Raw genomic sequence first — 25,089 nt, forward strand, 5'->3', positions numbered from 1 at the left:
GTTATTTTCTTTTAGAATGTAACATTAACACCGATAGTAAACTTACGTAAAGTTGGATAGCTACCATAAGAAGTCATCGGGTCCATGAAGTTATCAGGATAAGGATTGTTGAAGCTCAATAAGTTCTGTCCTGTTACATTAAAGCGACAGCTTTCAATCCCAATCATCTGGGTATACTTCGATGGTATGGAGTAAGCAAATGTCAACCGATTAAGTCTAACTCGCGTTCCACTAACTCTCCAAAATGAAGATGTCACACTATTAATAGATCCCCATCTTAAGTTCGGATATTTTGCATCCCGATTAGCATTTACAACCACATTTCCTGCTGCATCAACAACATCGTTATAGACAAACATATTATCGGTATTCCAGAAAGAAGGCATATTAGTATATTCCAAGTCGGTATAGCTTCCTGATCCAGAACCAACCATATTACCTATTTTAAGTGCAGAAGAAGGAAGGAAACTATATCCACCCCAACTTGCGCTGAGCTGTGCTGATAAAGAGAAGCCCTTCCAATCCGCACTTAGATTCGTAGTGAATCCGTAAGGATTACTTCTGTTGGATAATCTCACCTGATCATTATCTTTATCTACAATACCATCAGGCATGGCATATGTGCCGTCTGTTTGCAAAGCTCCTCGAACATCTTTATATATTAACATACCGGGCTTTACATTATCCTTAGTCATTCCCATATATGAGCTGATGTTATATTTTGTAAAATATTCATCGATGTCCTGATAATTGCGGAACATACCGAGACACTGCATCCCCCATGTTCCTATGTCCGAACGGTCTCCCTTGCGAATACTTTTGAAAGTTGTAATAGCATCCCAGTCTTTTTCCAACACTTTATTATCCGAATACCCCGTATTAACTTGTATCTTATACTTAAAGTCTTTTCCAATCTTATCTCTCCATGTTGTAGACAATTCTACTCCATAAGTGTCAAATTTACCATAGTTAATATAAGCTGACTGAGTACCTACTGTACCGGGAATAGATTCTAAATATGGAAGTAACATTTCACGGTTCCATTCATAATAACCATCGATATTGAAAGTCAATCGGTTATCTAGTACATTTAAATCAATACCGAAGTTACCTTTATACGATTTATCCCAATGTGCATTAGAGTTAACTGCAGAATTGTTTTTATTAAGCGTAATGTGACTACCTGCATTAATCTCTGTACCTGTGCCAAATATAGGCCCCTTATCTTTATCTGTTCCATAGTTCTGCATCCACTGCCAAGCAATCGTATTATCACGTCCTGTCAAACCAAACGATGCACGCACTTTCAGATAATCAACCCATTTTACATTGTTTTTAAACCATTTCTCCTGTGATATAATCCAACCTCCGGAAACAGAAGGGAATACACCCCAATAGTTTTTCGGTGCAAATTTAGTAGATGCATCCGAACGTAGTAAAAACTCGAATAGATACTTATCAGCATACGCATAATTGATACGTCCGATATAAGACAATGTGCCCGATTCACTACGTGTAAATACCGTACCAGGTTTACTATCAGCCCAACTGAGTTAGACTGTCCAGTAGTAAATTCATACGGATCGGTAACACTACCATTCAAATATTCGCTTTCAGCTTCCGACTTCTCAATTGAGAACAGAGCACCGACATGATGATCTCCGAAGTCCCGACTATAGGCGGCCATAAAGTTCATCTGATAATTGTCTGTGCGATCCATATCGCGAGATAAATACGCAGCATCACCATTCGTGATAATTGCTCCACCATTGGCCAACAAGAAATTATTATCAGTAATTAAATCGTTATATGCATTTTCTTCACCGGCAATAGGAGTATATAAATGGCTACCACTTCCGGCACGTTGAGACATGTAGTATAACTTATATGAAGAACCGTATTGATTATTCTTTGTCGTATTAACACTCTTTGAATATGTAAATTTCAGAGTCAAACCTTTTAACCACTTGCTCCATCCAAAGTCGTATTCCAAACCTGCATTGATATTCATATTCGAAGTCATAGTCTTGTTATAATCTCCTGAATTCTGAAGTACATCAAATGCATAATTCTGGCTGGAACTTATTTCTTTATTGCTTATGCCATACGGTGCAAGAGGATAATCTCCTATTGTCTCCGGTATATACTGTGGATGCATCAATAACAGATTATAGTCTTTCTCACTATTGGTACCTCCGACTTTCACATTGGGCGTATTCCGATTCCCATAATCTCCAGACACCTGTAGATTAGCTTTTATCCATTCACTGATTTTTACATCAACACCGGCACGATAAGTCCAACGATCATAATCCAATTTACCTAGATTACCGTCTTGCTCAAAATAAGAAATACCGGCGAAGTAACTAGCTCTATCAGTAGCACCACTTAGATTAACACTATGCTGTTGTGTAAATGCAGACTTCCAATATTTATCCAACAAATCATAATTCAAACCCTTCATAGCATTCAATTCATCGGCTTGAAACAAATCAGTCAATGGATTCATAGCTGTATCTGTAGGATCTGCTGCACGTACGGCATTCCAAAGTTTACCGTATTGATTAGCATTCAACATTTTAGCACGAGAGACCTCATCAGCGACTCCAAATGTTCCACTATATGAGATTTTCGGTGCGCCTAGTTTTCCTCTTTTAGTTGTTACCAAAATAACACCATTAGCAGCACGAGCTCCATAAACTGCCGCTGATGCATCTTTCAAGACAGAGATACTTTCAATAACAGACGGATCCAAATTGTTGAATGCAGTTGCACCTAAGTTTTCAGTAGTAGCACCAATCTTAACTTCAGTAGGATAAATATATCCGTCAATTACATAGAGAGGTTCTACATTGGTCGCCTTCATACTTGTTAATGCATCATTTTGACGGATACTAACTCGAGCAGTTTCTCCCGGACGAGTATTACCACCACTAACGCTAACACCAGTTACTAAACCACTTAATGTATTAGCCAAATTACCAGCTGAAATATCTTGAATTTCATTCATAGGTACAGTACCAATGGCACCTGTTAAATGCGCTTTTTTCTGTGTACCATAACCAACCACGACTACTTCATCCAATTGCTGCGCATCTTCTTTCAGGATGATTTTAGTCTGTTTGAGATCTGGCAATACTTGCGACACATATCCAATGTAGGATATTTCAACTTTTCTTCCAGATGGCACAGTTACCGTGAACTTACCATCTAAGTCTGTAATTGTTCCTGTTGTAGTTCCTACAACTTTTACAGAAGCACCAATAATAGGTTCTCCTGCACCATCAACAACAACTCCTTTAAATGTCTGACCGGTTTGGGCTATAGCTGGAAAAGCTAATACAAAAGCCAAGAACATGCCAAGACACAATTTAATTATACTATTATGTTTCATTTTTATAGCATTATAGTTATTTATTTATACCAACGAGGGTCGCCTGCTTTATTTGAATAAGCCTTTGTACTGCTAGCAGGAACAAAATTAACTTGATCCGGATCTTGATCTACGGGACCGATAAACGCTGGGTCTTCTTCTGTTCCGTAAGTTTTGTCAGTATTGTCCAAAGCACCAACATTAGTAGCACCACTAGAAAACAAATAATTATCTCCGATGGCTTTTGTTGTATTACCAACAATCTTCTGTACTCGGTAAGTATTATAGAATATATTATTCTTAATTGTAGTGGTAACAGTATTTACGCTTGCCATATTATTCGCAAAGTCTTTATTGGACATCGTTTGGAAGAATGTGTTATTTGTAATCGTAACACTCCCGGATGTATCATTCCAAGTCTTATCAGGCCTAGCATTACTAGCGTTATTCAAACGAATAAAATAAGCTTTGCTATTAGTTTGCAAATTGTAGAATGTATTCTTTGAGATGGTTAAAGATTTAATAGCTCTACCACCATTGTCTTCAAAGTTAATAATAGGCTTACTGCTAGCCCCATTATTTAGCTCAGCAATACAATTTGTAAGACGTAAATCTTGTACTGCCCAAGGACCATTGTCCTTACCTGCATAAATTATACTATTATTAACTCCCTTGAAATTACACTCTTGAAAAATAATAGGATTACTGATAAGGTAAGCACCACCTTTTTCTGTTGCAGGCGCCCCGCTTGTTACAGCGTTTCCTAAAGTTACTAATCCGACTTGTGAATTAGCCGCACTCATTGCAGAACAATCAAAATTGATGAATTTCACTTTCAGCCCTCCTTCAGTAACTATACCACCAGTAGCTCCAACCACTACAGTTGGACGATGCGCTTTATCTCCACGGAATGTTATCTGATTTATTCCGAAGTCAACCAAGTCATTCAACGTATATGCTTTACCTGCTTCCAACTCAAAGCCCTGTTCTTTATCGCTCGGTTGAAGATTTGCTTTAACAAATTCAGCTATGTCTTGCCCTGCAGGGATAGTCACAGCAGAAATTAAAGTGGAATATGCAAATTCAGTAGCAGATGGAGCGTCTGTATTATGCAATTTCTCATTACCTAAAGCTTTAACAGAAACTTCATATTTCGTATCCTCTAACTTGGTAAATACAGCAGAACTACCATCAATAACACTGTCTTTTACTACAACAATGGGATTAGAAGGATCATCTACAATATTCACATTAAATAGATAACCTCCGGCACCCATTACTACCGACCAAGTCACCTTCACATTCTCTGACCCATCAGAATTAGTCAATGTTGAAAAGCTGTTCTCATCGATTTTAGGCGACGATAACTGCGTATTTGTTACTCCTCCAGAAAAGGTCTCCTTATCAAAACCATCTCCTGCACAAGAGCCAACAAAAAGAACCATCGACAAGCAGCATATGCCTCCGACAGCCTTCATTTTAATCTTCATTTTACTCTTCATAGATTAAACTTTAATTAAACAAATATAATATATCATACTCCAAAAAATAAGTTTTTATTAAGAAAGACGAATAACTATCAAATATGTAATCAGTCACCTCCCAAAAAAAGACGGTTATAAGTTATTTTTAGTCATCGCTCTTGAAAAACCTCCTTCAAATAGTTAATGTTCGTTCCGTAATTTTTCTTCACGTTATGAACATCATTTTTATCACGGGAACGCTCGACAACAAGCCATCCGCTCCACTTCATCTTATCTAAAGTTTCTTTAACTTTATTCATATCCAAACGCTCATTGTTAGGCAAAGTGACACCATCTGTGTCCGTGCAGTGTATTTGGCAAATTCGTTTTTTACCCAAGACACGGAGTTCTTTATATAAGTCACGTCCGTTTTCCAACGCATTCTGAAACTTATAATAGATTTTAATGCCCGGAGAGTTGATCTCTTTCAAGAGTCTAATTTCTCCTTTGGCATCCAATTGTGTTTCAATTCCAATAACCAAACCTTCGGATGCAGCCATATCTCCTACTTCTTTCAAACGCTTAACTAATTCTTTCCGGCGTTCCTGATCTTTTTCCCAACCGCTTTTAACTCCGCCAAGTGGGAGAAAAGCAACTTTGGTATCCATTACCTTCATCGCATCCAAGCATTCCCGAACTAACTCTTTATAGTTGGCACGCTCCAGAAAAGACTGTCCGTAAAAGCCGGACATGGCAATCGAAGAGACTTCTAACTGAAACTTTTGTGCTGTTTCCCGGAATAGTTGTTGGAAATGAGGCTCACGAAGTTTATTATCAAACTTCTCTCGCTGACCAAGACTTCCCATATCTAACTCAACACCATCACCATTCAATGAACGAACTAACTCAAACGAACCGATCTTCTGTCGTTTCAAAATCATCCAGTCGCACACTGCAATTTTATAACGCTGCTCAGTTGGTTGAACAGGAGTTACTGCTTGCAAAGGCAAACTCTCTGCAAACAGAATGAATATTAATATATATATTAGCCTAAGGAATTTCATATTTCATTGTTGGTTATTACATGACTGTACCTAGTAGACGGACGAAACGCAATTTTGTAATCGGTTTAATTAAAGTTTTTTTAGAGCCCCCTTACAGAAGCATCTATTTAATCAAACGATTCCCCTTCGTTTTTCATCCGCTACGAAATGAATACCACCTATCGGACAAGTTGTTGCCAAGCCTAACTTTAGTGCTAGTTTACCCTAAGTCGAATACTCATTTTGCTTAGTTCAACCGCTTGTTTGCCTTTTCTCAAAAAATAAAAGACTTCTGTATAACAAAATAAGAGACGTTTTTCTCATTCCATTATGATAAAAAAAGACTGCCGAGAAGTTAAAAATGCAATACTCTACTTGTCTGGGGAGAAGAAAAATTAGAGTCAATCCAAGTCAGGGTTAAGAAAAACTCGCCAATTGAAAATAGATATAAGAGTAGATAAAGCCAATTCAAAGGCTTCTTTTGAACTGTTTCATTACTCAAAATATTAGTTTGCAGTGTACTGATTCACAATACGACTTTATTGCAAGGCTTCAGCCCTACTTCACTGTCTCTTCCTACTCTTCCTCTCGGGGGTTAGCATAGGACACAGCGTATTCCGAACTTGCTTTCGCTGAAATATGTGAGAACATAAAAAAGGCTGCCGGACCAATCAAAATGATCCGACAGCCTCGTCACCTTAAAAAAACGATACCTAATGAAACGCTATGCGTTACTTTAAGTTAAAGAACAATTGTTTGCCGTGAATAAGTTCTTCGTGACTAATACGATATTTATTAAATCCTTTGCCATTCAACATTACCTTATTAATATATTGCGTTCCGGAGTGAGTACGATTACTTTCGATGACCAGTTCCTTTTCCTTATACCACTTCGGATCCAAGCGAATGGTTATTTTATTAAAGACAGGTGTTGTCAACGTGTATTCCGGTAGTCCCGGACAATCGGGATAAAAGCCGATCATATTAAAAATCGCCCAAGCAGACATCGTTCCCGTATCATCATTTCCGGGAATCCCATCCGGTTTGGTTGTGAAGTATTTGTCTAACAGACGTTGTACTTCTTTCTGCGTCCGCCATTCCTCTCCTTTGAAATAAGAGAATAGATGCGCGTAAGCAATGTCGGGTTCATTCGCCGGATCGTAAAGACCCTTATCGAAAATCATTTGTAGCTTATCTATAAAAGGCTTTTTACCTCCCATTAACTTAGCCAATCCATATACATCATGGGGAACATAGAATGTATAATTCCACGAGTTGCCTTCATGAAAGCCCGGACTAGGTTCAAAGTTCTCTCCTTGTTTGGGATCGAACGGAGTGTAGAAACTTCCATCCGGTAAGATCGGGCGAAGCGTACCAAACTCTTTGCTATAATAATGTTTATAACCTAAAGAACGATTATAAAACAGTTCCGCATCTTTTTTCTTACCTAACGCATCGGCAAAGCGAGAAAGGGCGAAGTCGGCTATATAATATTCCAAGGCATGAGATACAGAATTGTCGTACTGTTCGCGAAGTGGAACATATCCTTTCGACATATAATCATCGTTGTCCGGACGCATCAGATTCTCAGCTCCGGGTAAAGTCGCCGATTTATACATTGCTTCATAAGCCAGATCGACATCAAAATCACGCAAGCCTTTCATCCATGTGTCAACAATCACCGGAATGCTCGGATCACCTTCCATCGTCAGCGTTTCTCTTCCGTACAGCTCCCATTTGGGTAGCCAACCATGTTCCCGATACATATCAAGCATGGTGCGAACCATTTCGATCTGACGTTCGGGATAGACTAAGGTCAGCAACTGATGTACATTTCGATAAGTATCCCACAGCGAGAAGACCGTGTATCGATTCCCTTGTGTAGTTAATATCTTATCACTCTCCATGGCCGGATATTGTCCGTTGACATCTTGCAGAATATTCGGATGGATCAATAAATGATAAAGTGCGGTATAGAATACGGTATTCTGTTCTTTAGTTCCTCCTTCTACGGTGATGCGTGACAAATCGTCTTCCCAAGAAGCGCGAGCTTCGGACAGAACTTGATCAAACTGCTTGCCGTTTTGTTCTTTCTCTAAATTTAAGCGGGCATTTTCGATGCTGACGAAGGAAACTCCCATTTGTACCTCGACCTGTTCACCTTCCTGCGTGTCGAAAGTGAAATAAGCGCCGACATCATCGCCGGCAATTTCTTTCCCATAGCGGGTATATAATTTGTATTTGCCGTTGTCGGGATCCCATTCGGCTTCCACACCGCTCATTGGACGTTGTTTTTTCCAATACCCGGTTGTAGCAGGCACTTTATTTACCCGCATTACGAAATAGATGGGGAACACCGCTTGCGGATTATAACAGAAAGTACCCAGCAGTTTAACGCCTTCCACTTCGCGTTCGCTCACTCGGCGAAGCATCGCTCCGCTTTCGTTGGTTAAACCTTCACCGAGATTCAACAAAATATGGCTCTTACCTTTGGGGAAAGTGAAACGAGTTATCCCCGTACGTGGTGTAGCGGAGACTTCGGTTTTCACATTATATTTAGTCAGATAATTCGAGTAATAGCCCGGCGATGCTTGTTCGTCCTTATACTTACTCCCGTATTCTTTATAATCCACGTTCAGTTCTCCGGTAGTAGGCATTAGCAATAAAGAACCTAATTCCGGACAACCGACTCCACTCAGATTGACATGAGCATAACCGGTAAAGAAACAATTCGTATATTCATAAGGAGTCGACCACCAACGTGCGTCTTTATCATACGTATTTTCCGAAGAGCCCATAACATTGAAAGGCACAACAGACATCATCCCATTCGGACAAACTGCTCCCGGATTAGTCGTTCCGAAGTTTGTTGTCCCAATAAAAGGATCTACATAATCGATCAAAAGCTTTTTCCCTGTGTTAGAGGGGGAGCTTCCCTCTCCTCCCGCAAAAACGGGAAGAAGAGAGAAAGCCAGTGTGTAAGTTAATAAAATGAATCTCATATCTACTTAAATGATGCTTGTACGTTTGGTGAATTCGATAATCTCGGGTATATAACCAAAAGCCAATCCGGTCACCGTATCAGCACATCCATAATAGATCGCAATTTGTCCTGTCTCGGAATCGTGAAGTGCAGCGCAGGGGAAACAAACATTGGGTACATCACCCATACATTCGTACGCTTTTTGTGGAGAGAGCAGGTATTGGCCCGAACGGTATTTCACTTTCCAGGGTTCATCTCTGTCGAGGATAGCAGAGCCGAAGCTATATACATATCCATTGCAGGAATGAAGTACGCCGTGATAAATCATCAGCCATCCTTCTTCTGTTTCAATCGGAGTTGGTCCGGCACCGATCTTCATACACTGCCAGGCGCTCTGCTCGAAAGGAGCGGGAGCCATTACGTGCCGATGCTTTCCCCAATAAACCAAATCGGGTGATTCACTGTAGAAGATATCACCAAACGGGGTATGGCCCGTATCGCTTGGACGACTTACCATGGCAAAGTTACCATTGATCTTCACGGGGAACATCACTCCGTTGCGGTTGTAAGGTAAGAACGCGTTCTCTTCCTGGTGGAATGTCACGAAGTCATCAGTCCACGCTACACCGATAGTCGGTCCGTGGTAACCATTACACCAAGTCACATAGTAACGTCCTTCAATTAGGCATACGCGGGGGTCGTAGCCATAAACCCATTCTCCTATTTCCAGGTTATCACATTGGAAACGTAGTGGCTCTTCATTGATCTTCCAGTTAATGGCATCATCACTGAAACCCACATGCAAAGCCATGCGCCTGTTCCGGTCGTCACAGCGAAACACTCCGGCAAAACCTTCTTTAAAAGATACTACCGCACTGTTGAATATGCTGTTGGAAGTAGGAAGAAGATCACGGGGGATGATCGGGTTCTTTGAACAACGCCACACCACATCCTTACATCCGGCTGGGCGGTCTTCCCAAGGCATCTGATTGGTATTCATACTCATTGTCTTTATTTGTTAGTAAACGTATATTTTATTCTATCTTATTCAGAGGGTAACTCTGCTACTTGTTCTTTTTTCGAATCATCGTATGTAAACGGGATGAAGTAAGTGATCAGGAAAGCTGGGATTGTGGCAATCAATACATAAATAAAGAAATCCTTATATCCCAACCAATCACTCAAATAACCACTCAACATACCAGGAAGCATGACTCCGAGATTCATAATGCCCGAAGCAAACGCATAATGCGACATTTGGTGTTTACCCGGAGCAACCTGTTGCATCATGAACAGGGTTAAGCCGACAAACCCGAAGCCGTAACCAAAATATTCCATTGTAATACATCCGCCGATCAAGTACACATTTTTCCGGCTGTGCCACAGCCAAAAAGGTATAAGCCACAAACGGTAGGTTAAATACGCAACACAAAGAGAACAGTGTTTTCTTCAATCCGAATCTCGAAACATAAATTCCTGCAAGCAAAGAGCCAAGCACAAAAGCTGCCGACCCAAAGATACCGTTCAAGGTTCCGATCTCCGTCAAAGAAAGACCGAGTCCTCCCACTTCTCTGGACGCACGCAAAAACAAAGGAGCTATCTTCATGATAAAGCCTTCCGCCAAGCGATAGAGAATAATGAAACAGATATAGTAGAGAATGTGTCTTTTGGTGAAAAAGTTACCGATAATGCCAATCAGTTCCCGGCCAGCCTCCGAAGCCTTCTTCTTACCGTCGGAAGGAACTTGTGTAGAGGGTAACATTTTAATGTGATAAATACTGAGTAGTATAAGCATCGCTGCAATTACACCAAAGATTATCATCCAGGCAGAAGAGTAAGCGCCGGCATTAACATCCGTAGTGGCTCCTTCAATTGCACCGAAGTGTTCAGCCAATTTTCCTGCCATAGCAACCAGACCTCCGTTGGCAACCAATTTGGCGATGTTATAAAACGCCCCTTGCACACCGATATACTTAGCCTGATTTTGTTTGTCCAGTTCGGCCATATATACACCATCGCAGGCAATATCATGTGTTGCACCACTGAACTATCAACGCCATAGTAGAAATACTAATTGCGAAAAAGTAGTCGAAACATTAACGAAAAGGCTACTACTCCGAATAAGATTCCGCTCAAGAGTTCAGTCAGTAGAACGAAAAACTTCTTTGTACGATATATTTCAAGGAAGGGACTCCAAAGAAACTTCAAGGTCCATGGCAGCATGACAAGCGAAGTCCAAAAGGCAATCTGCGCATCAGACACTCCCATATCTTTAAACATAAATACCGAGACCAAGTTAATAGCAATGAAAGGAAGACCCATTGCAAAGTACGCAGTAGGTACCCAGCACACCGGATTTACTGCTTTTTGTTTGGAAGATGTTTTATTCTGCTGCATATTTCAATAGCATATAGATGAAGGATTCATGTTTTTTTTAATGCCTTTATATATAATACAACCAAGAAGGCCAAACTACTAACCCTCCTTCACACTTTTTTTATTTTATAGTAACCTCGTCGATGAAAAACCAAGAGGGATGTCCCACACCGTAATGCCAGGTCGGACATACTTTTGTTCCGCTAACTTCGACTTTTAGATAGCGCATTTTTATCGATTGAGCCGACTCGGTCTTGATGCCATTGAACTTCACCACACCTGACCGATCTTCAGGCAAATCATGAGTTTGCCAACGTGTATAGTGCTCGCCATCTTCCGAATAGGAATAAACGACTTGCAACGGGAAGAGTATCCAAGCCCCTATTTGATGTAAGAAATCAGTCTCGATGCTACGAATATCTTTAGATTCACCCAGATCGATCACAAAAGCACCGTCGGTACCTTCCCAGCCAACCCAACTATCCGCATAAGTAGCTCCGCCAAACAAGCCATCGACTAAAGCTGTTTTCCCAAGTTCGGCATATTTGCCTGTAGGAGGAATCAGATAGGTCACTTTAGCTCCCAATGCCAGACTCTGCTCCTTTTGCGGCATATAACGTTCTTTATATAAATGGCAATACTCTATTGGCGAATTGGAGCGTTCGTTGAGCGTGGGTACATCGAATAACTTTACCCGTTCTTCGAAAAGAGCGAGCTGTCGGCTAATATCTGCCAAGTCTTTTTCGGTTTCCGTACGGGCTATTTCCAAAGCTGAATATTGAATGGGCAAACGAGCGCGCTGTACCCGTCGAAGCAATACATCATCTGTTGCAACCGCTTTTTCCGCTTGATCGAACAACTGGTTGTAGCGACGCATCAAAGCAGGCTTCAACATACCATTTTTATGAGAAACCGGAGAATCATAAATCCATAACCGTTGCCCGCTACCGATCAGTGCGCCTTCCATCACTTGAATATACCGATAGATGTAAGGGGCCGCTTCTCCATAATATCCATGCAAGAAGTGTTGCATCAACGAATCTACATTAGCTTCGGGGTTCCACATCAGTTTGGAAACCAAATAAGCACGCAGTTCGGCAAAGTCCCCTCCTCTACTTCCGGCAATCTGCGAAAAGTGCATGGTTGCATGATTCTTCTTGAAAAGACGAATGTTATCCTGCAGAATATGGAAGTTGGGAAAAGGAGAAAGATAGTTATCGAAGTTAATACCGTAATCCCAAACAAAGATATTATTGGTTATGGCAGACCATCCTTCCATTGCTTTCACAAACTCTCTACCCGATGCGTTTTCGGTCAAACTGACTTCCCGGTTACAGTCAATATCGCAAAGCATGATGTTTACATTCGGCAATGGTTTTATATGCTTCGGAGGATTCATTGTGTATAAATAAGCCAGTGTAGAGAATTCCTTATCAGGAAAACGAGCTGCCAGTTTATTCAGGAAAGTAATGATACTGCCTGACAATGCTCCTTCGCGGTCATCAATCGCTTTACACGAGTCGCAGGTACAGTTTGTATAGTTGCCATCATTCTGGCTCACAGAGATGATGTGTTTATCCGGGTTCGCCCGAAATATGGAATCTATTCGTTGTGCTACAATCTCGAACACTGACGGATTGGTGAGACACCATTGGCTTGCCTTACCGGGGTGACGTTTTCCTTTGAAGTACGAATAATATTCCGGATGTTCTTCTCCATACACAGAGGAAGGAAGAAGCTTGTCGAAAGTGTGTACCCAATATCCGGCAGCAAAGACTTCTTGAGGTTCTTCCAGACGATTCCACCATTTATAAACACTATCTGTTTGCAAGGCGTAACACTGCGTTTGCCGATAGCGAAAAGCGGGATTTTCTATTCGATCGATTAAAGGAAGTGTAATTGTAGCCTGAGGTGTAAGGGAGTATTCATTTTCTCCCCAATAGTCGACACCTAGATATTGTTCCAACAGCGTGACAACTCCATATATTGTGCCTTTATCAAGACCGGAGATACGCAGATAACCCTCTTTGGTAGTAAGATGAAACCCATCCTCGGTTACTCCTTCTGACGTTTTCCCACCGATCACAATATCTCCCTTTCTTACTCGAGTGTTTTCCTCTATGGGCAATGTACATCCCGAAATCTTGTGCACAAATGACTGCAATAGGTTAGCGGATGTCTTTTCGTTCTCATTCTTTTCCAGTAATACAATCTTTGAATTGGTTTTACCGTTTTTTATTAACGATACTTGTGCCTGAGTAGTCAAACAAAAGCTAAGTAAGATCAATAAAACAGATGAACTTAAAATGGGTGTTTTCATTTTCATTATATTAAGTCGTTTGATATAATACAATCCAAACGCCCCAACTCCTAAGGGGAACGGCTAGGATTTAACAATTAATAATTCATTCGATGCTTATACTCGGTTTTCAACGTGAATCCAGGAAGACTTGTAAAAGTATGGGGCCGATGTGACCTCATACCTTTTTGAGTACTGCTTAAGTTTCTATTCTTTTTGCAACCTGTACAATATCCGTGTGGCCATTCTGTGTTCCTAATTTCATCTTCGAGGCTTGACAGAAACACTTAGCACAATGATACAACACTCTTATGACTTAGTCACTTTTTTGCATATCATTCAGTATATCAGTGTCTTATTTTGCGTCTTCTTTTTTTTAGATCATTTTAATTTTATGAGCGATAGCTATTGCTTATTTTCTCAAGAAGCAGAGCGTACAATTTACCCAACAGGCCTTTTTAAGAACCGTATCGTACGCAATTATTAGTGGATCTAAGCAGTACTTTTTCAGGTTTATTCCCTTTTATTTCCTGTTTCACATTATGTGCGACGACTGTTTCACATTATGTGCGACGCCTGTTCCACAATATGTGAGTCAGCTGTTCCACATCTGTGGAACAGGAAATATAATGGGCAAAAATGTCTTTAACTAGTTGTTTACGACTATATGCCGGGGTATTTTAGCCAAGTACACAGCCTTTGGAATTTGGCATTATGTATTGAGTCGATCAGTCTGAGAAAAGCACCCGCATTGTATCAAGATATCAATCAGACATTTATGGCAAAAAGTGACTGTGACTAGATATGATTCTACATGCTGTTACTCTAATTTTTATGCTGATTTTAGTTAAGGGAAGTAATGAACCGACTCTTATTCCTGCATAGATTAACGAAAATAACGCATAATCTCCATACTTTTGCAGATGATTCTGAATTCAAGCATATCTTTCATAGAGATACCTTAAAATGGAAAGACAAGGGCAAACATATACATTGTCTGTAAGTCTACCCTTGTCTTTCTAGTTTATCGGAAAAGTCTAGTATACTTTATTCATAAGAATAGATATAAAACCGTGTAATATCAACACGATTAGGGACATCGATCATTTGGTATTTCAAATATCGAGTTTTAACACGCTCCCCAAATGTAATAGTTTGCGTAGATCCTTTAGTAACATACACCCCGGCTGTAATCCATTTCACTCCGTCACTAGATGTGAATATCTCCACTTTTGTCGGAGCATAAGTAGCCCCCCAGTGTCTTGTCTGAACTCCGGTTACAGTCTTTGTCGTCTTCAAATCAACAGTCAACCAGAATGGAACTCCATTAGTAGCAACATCGCTAGAACCAGTTCCAGCAACACTATTTGATTCAGAATTCTCCACACCTTCCATAAAAGTGAATATCCAGTCTTTTGCATTAGTTAACAATTTATTTTCTTTTGGTTTCTCAGCTGTTTTAGAAATCCTCAGCACTATCTCCTTATAATAAACCGAACTACCCACATCTTCAGCTGTTGTCTCTATATCTTTGAGTCTAATTTTTAATGTGCAATTTGTAGCCGTCTTTACATCCTCCAAATCCCCCCAATTTCTAACACTAATGGTTATCGTATCAGACGTTCTAGAACCAGCTTTTACAATTGCAAATTCCGAAGTAGCCTCAACATTATCCTCCGAGAATCCATCACATTCAAAGTCAAAATACGCTTTAACATCCTGCTTAGCAGCCTTACTGACGGCAGCTACGAATTGGAACTCAAGACTTCCCTCAATACCTTCTTCTTCAACATGAGTTAATGCGAAAGTCGGTATGGGAGTGAGATAGTCAGCAGGTAATAAAGTGACATAACTCATATCCCACTCGTTGTTTGAATCATCATCTGCACACGAGTAGATAAGAGAACTAAGTCCGAGACTCAGAGTCACTATTAACATGATTTGATAAATCTTTTTCATAATAAATATCATTTTCAAATGGTTACTGTAAGAGAATAGTCATTTTTTTACTTATGGCCAAGGAGTAGCAATATCAGTTGATAAAACTCCTTCTATCCATACGGGAGTAGACGATGTCGTAAGGGTGTGTCCTTTGCCGGTACTATCTTCAAATACGTTTCCTTTCCCTTCAGTAAAATGCCAATAAGCTTCCAATCCCGGTGATTTAGGACTTATCATCGTCATATTATTCTGAATTTGAAGTTCGGTACGGCAAGTCGACCAAATACGAGCTTCGTTCATGAGTATTTTACAATTAGCCCATGGATCTCTATTGTCATCTCCCTTACAGAACCAATTAACATCGGAAAAAGTAGTTGGTCCAGAAGGTATCTCTTTGGTTCCGGCATACACTCCATTGATATAGAGACGGTAATTCGAACCATCACAAGTTAAAGCCAAGTGTTGCCATTTGTTTGGCTCGAATGAATAAGTAGGATTCATGTAGAGACGATTCCGACCAACAATCTGCACCAAAGCATGAGCTTTATGGTCATTTGTATTAGTCTGTGGATCTTCAAAGCGAAGCAGAACGAAGCTAGCATCATCAGCCAAGTTCTTGAAAATAGCCCGATCTCGGTCGGCAGTATTACTTACCTGAAAACGAACCTCTATTGTATATTGCCCATATGTTTCGGGGCTTTCCGTATACCTGTCAACATGCATATTGACAGCATGCGTAAACATTGGAACCGGATACTTCATAATACTACCGGCAGCTATCACAAAGGTTCCTGTGCTAGCCATCGCAGCTGCACTTCCATCTTGTTCTACCAATTTTAAAGGCAATGCATAAGATTCGCCGGAGTCATTCATCTCTTTACTGAATGCCTTTATTGGTATACTTACGGTCTTTGCATTGTATTCACCAGCCGCAATTATAATATCTTTTGGCAGTGTATAATAGTCAGATGGCAACATGGTGTAGTCAGTCCCGTTTACTTGGTTATACTCATCTAATACCGTTTGATCCGGCACCAGTTGATAATGATTATCCACTGATGAAAGATCACTTAAGTGAATGTTCAGGTTCATGGTAGTTTCGCCTTCAGCCAATACCGTTATTTTGGTCCCTGTACTAGCTAACGCCTCTTCAATATAAGCGTGGATACCTAGCTTTTGATAGTTGGCATCATTACAACTAGCTAACGCTCCTGCTCCAATGACAAGTAGCATAAAGAATATATTCCGGATAACATTTAGTCGTTTCATAATACTGTATGTTTTAATATTTAACCAAAGGATGTGCGGAAGGATTCATAATTTGAATCGCCCTGCGTAGATTCTTATATTCAGGGTTTGTATGGTATTCCGCTTCCATGTGATAAGTTCCTACTCCTCCTTTTTCAAAACTATTAGTAGGCTGCCAACGTGCCATACCTTCCAGAGATTTCATATCGTTTCCATGACGGTCAACATAGGGATATCCTCCATCCATGGCAGCACTGACACTCTCGAAATTTTCAGTTACAATATACTTATTAGTAACCTCCTGAGCGGTAAGATATCCATCATAGTTATTAACTGTAGTTCGTAATCTGCCATCTAAATTACTATCATCTTTGGGCTTGTAAGCCTGAACAATGAAATAATCGAAGTATTCTCCTGACTCAGCAGGCATCGTTTGGGGTTCACCATCTACAACCAATAATTTACCTGTATGGGATTTAGGACCAAGACGCTTACTCAGCTCGTTAGCAAAAATCAACATACGATCCTTGTAGCTAGCCAGTTTCCCTCCACCTCCAAAGTTTGGTTCAAAGTCAAGATCAAAGCCATCATAGTTATACTTAGCTACCGTATCACAAATCGCATTGGCATATTTGCGGATAGCTGTTTCAATGGCTTCATCATCGGCATCTTCCCAACCCCAAAAGTCTTCTACTGCAGCACTTACAGAAGGAAAACCATTTGCTTCATAATCGTCCCGAACTGTTTGAGGAGTTATTTGATCTCCTATAGTTGTAACAATTAAGCAAAGTAAAAATTTAGTGCCTTTTACTTTTTGACAAAATTCCAGATCAGCTTTCTTTGCCGGTGTCATATTGGACCAATTACCCCAAATAGAAACCATATCTACACTATCCGGAATACCGGCCAGACTATTTGTCAGTGCCGCACCTTCACCCGACCAGTTCCCAAACCAGCCAAAAGCTATTTGATGTTTGCTTTTTTATAGGCACGGAGAGATTCATAATACTCATCCGAAGGACCTTGAAAATAATCTTTCGCCTTTGCATCAGTCCACTCACTGCAACCGATCCATATGGTAGCGGCAAACAGTAACAATAGAATATATAGTAAATAATTCTTTTTCATATAAGTTTTGTTTTATAAAAATAGATTATCATTTCTTTGTAGCCCAAACTAATTCTGTTGCTTCATTATCCGGACCACCCAAATAAGTTACTCCCTGAACATGATTGGCAGAATTGTTCTGTACTTCGGTATACGGATATCTTAGCCGGCGCATTCCACGTTTGCTATCTACACCTGATGTAGACAAGTTATCAATACACGGATAAAGTTCCGGATAACCGGTGCGGCGATATTCGGCCCACGCTTCTAGACCTAAGGGATAATTTGCAATCCATTTCTGTGTAATGATACGTTGTAGATTTTCTTCCGTATTCGATCCCCAACCAACAGTAACAGTATTAGTTAAATTGTAGTTGTAGCTAGCGCCTCTTGGATCATTAGCATGTCCGGTAGGTTTAGCGGTACTTGTTAGATAGTCTTCAGGCATTGATACGCTATACTGTTCCATCGAGAGCTTAATGCCATCTTCATAGTAGCTTTTAGCATCTTTTTCACCTACATTCCAACTCATCAGCTTGCCTTCGGCACGTAAGAATGCGGTTTCTGCTGCACAAAAAACCAGTAATTTGGAAGTTGGCGCAAAAGCGGGAATAGAATATCCTCCGACAGATGCTTTGTCAAAACCGGCCTCTCCTGTACGCATACCTACATAATTTTGCGTATGCCCACTAAAGGTCGAATAGTTGAAATATTTACTCATACGTGGATCAGCATAGCCTTTCATATAGTCAACAATATTTGCATTAACACGCAAATCTCCCCAACTGATGGCAGCGAGTTGATACGGATTAGTTTGTGAGCCACAGTCAAGCATGGCATTATCATTATTTGATTCAATAAGGCCAGCTTCATCCTTTATAGCTCTCTCCGCATTCTCCTGAGCTATAGCCGGATAAATAGAACTGATACGTATAGCGACTCGTAAGCGCATTGAATTTGCTAATTTAGCCCAACTCAAATAGTTACCATTAAACACCGGATCATTGATCCCCAACGGAGCATTCCCATTGGTATCTTTGTGATAATTATATAATACATCGGCCGCATCTGCCAAATCCGCTAATATATTCTCATATACTTGTTTTTCCGTATCATATACCACATAAAAGTTTCCTTTTTTAACTTGACTATATGGAATCGGACCGTAGCAATCAGCTACTCGCAACATGGTTATGGCTCGAATGAGTCGTGCAAATGCATAATAATGCCCGTTTGACTGAGTAGCCTCCTGTATACTAAAGAAGTTTCCATATATCTTTTCAAAGTTTGTATTCCACAGACTTGCATTCCAATCATCACTCTGATTGAATGTCCCAAAGTTAGTGCCACTCCATGTGTTGGCACATACCAAGTACCCTCCTAGTTGACCAACCATTTGATCTTGCATTTGTGAATCATTCTGCTGAATATTTACAATCGTCTCAATCATTGATTTCATCAGAGTCGAAGGGTCAGCATTATGAATTTGATATTGGTTGGTATTATATTCCTCAAATTTGTTCGTACAACCTCCTGCCAATAGTAACAAAGCGGCTAAGATTGTTATATTTCTCAGATATTTTTTCATAATTCGTTCCTTTAATTAAAATTGAACTTTTACATTAAAACCGATATTACGCAAACTAGGCTGCATAAAATAGTCAACATTCATGTAGTAATTACTGCCGGTAGAAGCAGATAATTCGGGGTCAAATGGTGCTTTACAATAAATCAGCCACAGATTGCGTCCTACTAAGCCAACAGTAACATCGGCAATATTGTTAAGCCATTTCCTAGGTAATGTATAGTTTAAACTTAACTCTTGCAAACGCACATTGGTTGCACTATACAGATAATATCGTCCATAACCGCCTTCACCGGTAGCAATCGCCTGATAATATTTTTGAGTATCGGCTTTACCATTATTGAGGGGTATGCCACCATTATCGCGAGCACTTTCCGAAACTGCTGATACTCCATAATAGTCAAGAATACCTTGTGTAGCAGAGTACGCTAATCCACCAACGCGAGCTGTTAGAACGACGCCTAAATCAATACCTTTATAGGAGAAATGATTAGTCCATCCCAAATGAAAATCGGCATTAAGATTACCCACTTTAGTCGGAGTATCTGATGTATGTATACTCAGGTTACCTGTTTGAGGATCGACTTTGATATTTCCATTATTATCTTTTGTCAGCTCATTGTATACATAAATATCTGTCATCGTTCCACCTTCTGTTAAAATAACTCGTGGAGCTACATTCTCTTGCCCTAACCACCCAACAGGCATATTAGGCATTTCGATTAGTTCGCCAGTAACAGTTGGTAGAACCGCCTGCTAAACGTTTCACTTCATTTCGGTTTAACGTAAATGTAGCATTTGAAGACCAACCAAAGTCCGCCCATTTATCAGTAAATCCTAAAGCCAATTCAATTCCTTGATTCTGTACATTACCAGTTTGAACAATTGCTTTTTTATAACCTGATGAAGACGGGATGTCTACTTCAAAGGTTTGATTTTTGGTATTGGAACGATAATATGTTGCATCCAGATTAAAACGATTTTCCCAGAATCTCACATTTAAGCCGATTTCCCATGAACTTGTTTCTTCCGGCTTCAAATCATCCATTGGAAAAACAGTAGGGTTAGCCCAGTTATGGGTCTGGCTATCATATTCATATCCCGGATTCGTTAGGTAACGATCAAAAGAACTAGCTACCTTCGTATACGAGCCACGTAACTTAGCATAAGTAATGATCTTGGGTAGCTCAAACATTTCTGTCAAAACAGCCGACAAACCTACCGAAGGGTAAAAATACCCCGGCTGTTTGGAGTAAGCTAATTTGGAATCCCAGTCATAACGCCCGGTTAGCGTCAGATACAATTGACTTCTCCATCCCAATTCCACATTCGCAAAAACGCTCTGAATTTCATCTTCATAACCCTCCGGCAGAGGTTTATAATTAGCCGAATAATTAAGGTTGTTCAAAGCAAAGAAGTTGGGGATAATCAAGTCGCCGGCAAATCCCATCGTCTGCATAGACGTATGATAGATAGAAGCTCCGACGTTGGCATTCAGCCTAAAATCACCGAATGCTTTATCAACAGTAGCCAATACGTCTGCATATAGTGAACGCTCTTGGCGCATTTCATCTTCATAACCACCGCTGACACCGCAGAAAGTAGTTTTTGTGGAAGCATACTTTTTTAGTTCATTACGATAATCTGAATTATCAAGATTGACACGTCCTGTAATATTAAACCAATCGGCAGCTTGCCACTTTAAGGAAGCGTTCAACATGTATCTTTTCTTATTCGAAGTATTTAAAAGGCGATTTTGTACCCAATAAGGATTCTGTAAAGACAATCCTCCGTCACCATAAGGCCAATACTGCGTCATGTATCCATAGTTTGTACTATAGCGTTCGTACAACCTAATCTCATCGAAATCATCACCACGCGGAAATAAATACAACGACGGTAAAGGATTGTAGTATTGTCCTTGCGACATCATATTGGTATTGTTCTGAACGATATATTGAGCACCAAGATCCAGCGTCAATTTATCATTCAAAAAGCTAGTGGTATTGCGTGCGGTAAAGTTATAACGATTGTAACTGTTATTGGGCAATATCCCATCCGAGTTTGTAGTAGAAGCTGACAGATAGGTCTGATTTTTATCACTACCGGTAGATAGCGCAATCGAGTTTATGATATTAGATCCGGTATTGAAGAAATCTTTCGGGTTATATCTCCTATCGGTAGGTGCTCCCCAACTAAATAGTCCTGTACTTGTTCCGTATCTGTTTTGCATATCAGGCATTATATATGCGCTGGAAAAAGTGGTGCTATTAGATACAGTAAGCGATATTTTCTCTTTTTTTCCTTTCTTGGTATTGATAAGAACAACTCCATTGGCGGCTGACGAACCGTATAGTGCAGCTGCTGAAGGCCCGGTCATCATGCTGATACTTTCAATGTCATCCGGGTTCAAGTCCGCTACTGCATCCGATCCCCCATTTACGCCATACTGACCTTCTCCACCGCTTGCGCCCGTGTTGAAAATCGGCACACCATCGATCACATACAACGCATTATTATCTTTAGTCAATGATTTCATACCACGCATAACGACACGCGTAGCACCACCGGCTCCGGTAGCTCCACTGTTGATCTGCACACCTGCGACTTTACCCGCTAATGAGTTCATGAAGTTGGCATCCTTTACAGCCGTAATAGCGTCTCCTTTTACCTGCTGTACATTATAGCTCAGTGCTTTTTGTTCGCGTTTGATACCTAAAGCAGTGACTACTACTTCGGCCAAGGTTTGAGCATCTTCGCTCAATACAATTTGCAAAGGTTGTCCGTTTGTGAGTTTCACTGTCTGAGAAGTATAGCCGATATACGAAAATTCCAGTACATCACCTACAGCAGCCTGCATATTGAACTTTCCATCAATATCGGTAATATAGCCTTTGGTAGTGCCTTTTATTAAGACACTGACTCCAATCAGAGGTTCTCCCTGATCGTCTGTTACTGTTCCGTTTACTGGAATGTTTTTTTTCGGTTGCTGATTTGTAGAATTACTTTTAGTAGATAAAACGATGTGATTATCCACAATTGAGTAAATGACATTCGTACCTTTAAATAGCCGATTCATTGCAGTAGATAAAGAAACATTGGATACGTCAATGGATACAGTACGAGCTATATCGACATCATTCGTGTTGTATACTATCGACATTGACGTTTGTTTCTCGATTGTTTTCAGCGCAGTATTTAAAGGAACCTTAGATAGGTTAAGGGAGATTGTTCGCGCCTGCCCATTAGCAGAAATAATAGCAGAGAACAATAAAAGGAAAAATACCAAGTATGTAAACTTGGGTCTTACAAATTCTTTCATTTGATTCTTTTTAAGTTAGAAATAGTTTTTAGATCGTTAACAAGACCGTGCGGTGAAATTTTCCTCCACTCCGGCAGAAAGGAATTTTACATCTTTTTGTTTTTCATAAATTACAGTGTTAGAAGGTCAAACTAAATTATTCTTTATAAGCGCTTATTCAGTAGTAATACATTTTAGAAATCAAGTATACTAAAAAGAAAATGTTTTTTTTAGTATATTTAAAGTGCGAATTAATTGCCATACATAAGGTCTATGAAATATTACCGATAAAATACACCACATCAGCATAAGCCGGCGATTTAGAGACAAGGAATTAATTATAGAATCCAGCAGATGAAAGTATGCTGAGACTTCGTAGCTCTGTGATAAAAACATATAATTAAGGAGTAAGTCAACCAATTCACTGCGAATCAATTGACCTCCGTGCATCTTTTAGTATTCCGCTAAAAGTTAGGGAATTGAAATGTGATAAATATAAAGTAGAATGCTTGCCTTCTACCCTGTTATTGAAATTATAACGACATCCATCTGCTCCGAAGAGCTATTATCGTTATCATTTAAGATTTGGCGTATTAGATACTTTTTTTTATTAGTCGGATGATGCGTCCTTCTCTCTTGTAATTAAAATGTTTGGTATGCATTAATACATTCAGAATTTCATCAGGAAGATTATCTGTTGAGAACTCTCCGGTAAATCGTTCGGTTTTCAAAGTTTCATCCTCGTAGATGAATTTCACATCACACAATTTTTCGATAATGTTTGTGATCTCCAACATCGAGTGTTGCTTGAATATCAACTTACCATTGATCCACAAAAGGACTTCAGCCGGTTCGGCATATTCAACTAATTCAGTCTGGTACGTTTTTGTATCAATTGTGAGGGTTTGTCCCGGAGTCAGCAGATAGTTATTGTTTGTTGCTTGTGGCGACTCTACCTGAACCGAACCCTCAAACAGGGTAGCTATCACTTTATTGTCTTCCTCTCGCGAGCGAATATTGAATTTAGTACCCAATACAGATGTTTTGATGTGATTGCTATTTACAATAAATGGCGCATATTTGTCAGGTGTTACTTCAAAATAGGCTTCTCCTGATAAGTCAATCTGACGCTTGGAATTCCAGAAAGAGGAATGATAGACTAACTTTGTCGATCCATTCAGCCAAACCTTACTCCCATCCGGTAGCACGGTCTGTGCCCTTTGTCCACCAGTAGTCAAGATGGTATAATCTGTTTTTTTATGAGAAATCACACCTAAACCGACTCCTCCGGCGAAAACAAGCCCAACCAGGAAAGCGGCTGCTAAAGATGCATAGCGACTCCAACGCATCGACAAATGTTTCCGCTCTACTCTTTGTTTCTTTTCTTCTATAATCGACTTAATTTTGGCCAACGAAGCTTCCGTGTCTACTGCATTCATGACCTCTATCCGGTCGCCAACGAAAAGAGTATAGTAAAGCTGCTCCAACATTTTCTTGTTCTCCGGAGATTCATCATACCAATCCTCTACTTGCTTAGTTTCTTCATTACTCTCGTTCCTCGCAAGTAATTCATCAAAATTGCTTCATCCATGTTCAATCATTCTTTCACTACAAAACATTATACCTTTCCATTAATACAGTTGACAACGCAAATATACTAAACATAAAAAAGAAAAAATCTTTTATTTCTCATTTATTTCGTATCTTCCATCGCTTTCATTATTTTTGTTCTGCATAAATACAATATGAAATGCCACAATCTTCTAAACATATGGATATAAACGACAATCATTTTGTCATCACAGCCTTAAAGGCGAGTGATGAAAAGGTGTTTGAAGCTGTTTATCGACACTATTTTCGCAGTTTATGCGGTTTTTGTTCGCAATACGTTAGCGAGCAAGAAGAGATAGAAGAGATTGTACAAGACACTTTGGTATGGCTTTGGGAGAATCGAAGTAGCCTGGTTGAGGAACTTACGCTAAAGACTCTCCTCTTTACAATTGTTAAAAATAAAGCACTCAACCGAATATCTCATTTTGAAGTCCGACGAAGAGTATACCAGATAATCTCGGAAAAGTATGAAAGGGAATTCAGCAACCCCAACTTTTATCTGGAAAATGAACTCCTTCAGCTTTATGAAGAAGCATTAGCCAAGCTTCCGAAAGAGTTCAGAGAAGCTTATGAGATGAACCGCACACAACGCTTAACTCACAAAGAAATAGCCAGCAAACTGAACGTTTCACCGCAAACGATTAACTACCGAATCGGACAAGCTTTGAAATTATTGCGGATTGCTCTAAAAGATTACTTACCTTTGTTCGTGTTCTGCTTTGGGCCGACATTTTTGAAACAATAATAAAAGATATTCCA

At 39.9% G+C, this 25,089-nt stretch carries 9 protein-coding genes and 5 pseudogenes; 1 reads left to right on the forward strand and 13 read right to left on the reverse strand.

Features of this window, described 5'->3' with window-relative positions:
* Positions 1–11: 11 nt before the first annotated feature.
* The 13 genes and pseudogenes from JCM10512_RS11995 to JCM10512_RS12055 all read right to left on the reverse strand — a co-directional run bounded on the left by JCM10512_RS11995 (position 12) and on the right by JCM10512_RS12055 (position 24,310).
* Positions 12–3,394 (reverse strand): annotated as a pseudogene (locus JCM10512_RS11995) (SusC/RagA family TonB-linked outer membrane protein).
* 20 nt (positions 3,395–3,414) lie between these two features.
* Complete coding sequence (locus JCM10512_RS12000; protein WP_044163364.1) at positions 3,415–4,875, reverse strand: DUF4992 family lipoprotein; 1,461 nt, start codon at positions 4,873–4,875, stop codon at positions 3,415–3,417.
* A gap of 131 nt (positions 4,876–5,006) precedes the next feature.
* Entirely contained in the window at positions 5,007–5,900 is an 894-nt protein-coding gene (locus tag JCM10512_RS12005) for a sugar phosphate isomerase/epimerase family protein (RefSeq protein ID WP_044163368.1), read from the reverse strand.
* Between the two features lie 710 nt (positions 5,901–6,610).
* Positions 6,611–8,881 carry a GH92 family glycosyl hydrolase gene (locus JCM10512_RS12010; protein ID WP_044163369.1) on the reverse strand — a complete coding sequence of 757 codons (2,271 nt, stop codon included), beginning with the start codon at positions 8,879–8,881 and terminating at the stop codon, positions 6,611–6,613.
* A gap of 6 nt (positions 8,882–8,887) precedes the next feature.
* Entirely contained in the window at positions 8,888–9,868 is a 981-nt protein-coding gene (locus JCM10512_RS12015; protein ID WP_044163371.1) for a glycoside hydrolase family 130 protein, read from the reverse strand.
* Between the two features lie 38 nt (positions 9,869–9,906).
* Positions 9,907–11,259: pseudogene (locus JCM10512_RS12020) on the reverse strand (MFS transporter).
* Positions 11,260–11,359: 100 nt separating this feature from the next.
* The gene (locus tag JCM10512_RS12025; RefSeq protein ID WP_044163404.1) at positions 11,360–13,558 is read right to left on the reverse strand and encodes a glycoside hydrolase family 20 protein; all 2,199 of its coding nucleotides are present in this window, start codon (positions 13,556–13,558) and stop codon (positions 11,360–11,362) included.
* A 1,026-nt stretch (positions 13,559–14,584) separates the two neighbouring features.
* The gene (locus JCM10512_RS12030; RefSeq protein WP_044163406.1) at positions 14,585–15,496 is read right to left on the reverse strand and encodes a DUF4999 domain-containing protein; all 912 of its coding nucleotides are present in this window, start codon (positions 15,494–15,496) and stop codon (positions 14,585–14,587) included.
* Between the two features lie 51 nt (positions 15,497–15,547).
* Entirely contained in the window at positions 15,548–16,747 is a 1,200-nt protein-coding gene (locus JCM10512_RS12035; protein ID WP_044163373.1) for a DUF1735 and LamG domain-containing protein, read from the reverse strand.
* A gap of 13 nt (positions 16,748–16,760) precedes the next feature.
* Positions 16,761–17,854 (reverse strand): annotated as a pseudogene (locus tag JCM10512_RS12040) (glycoside hydrolase family 18).
* Between the two features lie 28 nt (positions 17,855–17,882).
* The gene (locus JCM10512_RS12045; RefSeq protein WP_044163374.1) at positions 17,883–19,421 is read right to left on the reverse strand and encodes a SusD/RagB family nutrient-binding outer membrane lipoprotein; all 1,539 of its coding nucleotides are present in this window, start codon (positions 19,419–19,421) and stop codon (positions 17,883–17,885) included.
* Between the two features lie 15 nt (positions 19,422–19,436).
* A pseudogene (locus tag JCM10512_RS12050) lies at positions 19,437–22,740 on the reverse strand (TonB-dependent receptor).
* Between the two features lie 572 nt (positions 22,741–23,312).
* A pseudogene (locus JCM10512_RS12055) lies at positions 23,313–24,310 on the reverse strand (FecR family protein).
* Positions 24,311–24,469: 159 nt separating this feature from the next.
* Here JCM10512_RS12055 and JCM10512_RS12060 point away from each other — a divergent pair.
* Positions 24,470–25,075: an RNA polymerase sigma-70 factor gene (locus JCM10512_RS12060; protein WP_044163376.1), complete on the forward strand. Its 606-nt coding sequence runs from the start codon at positions 24,470–24,472 to the stop codon at positions 25,073–25,075.
* Positions 25,076–25,089 lie beyond the last annotated feature (14 nt).

Source organism: Bacteroides reticulotermitis JCM 10512, from assembly GCF_000517545.1.
Classification (GTDB): Bacteria; Bacteroidota; Bacteroidia; order Bacteroidales; family Bacteroidaceae; genus Bacteroides; species Bacteroides reticulotermitis.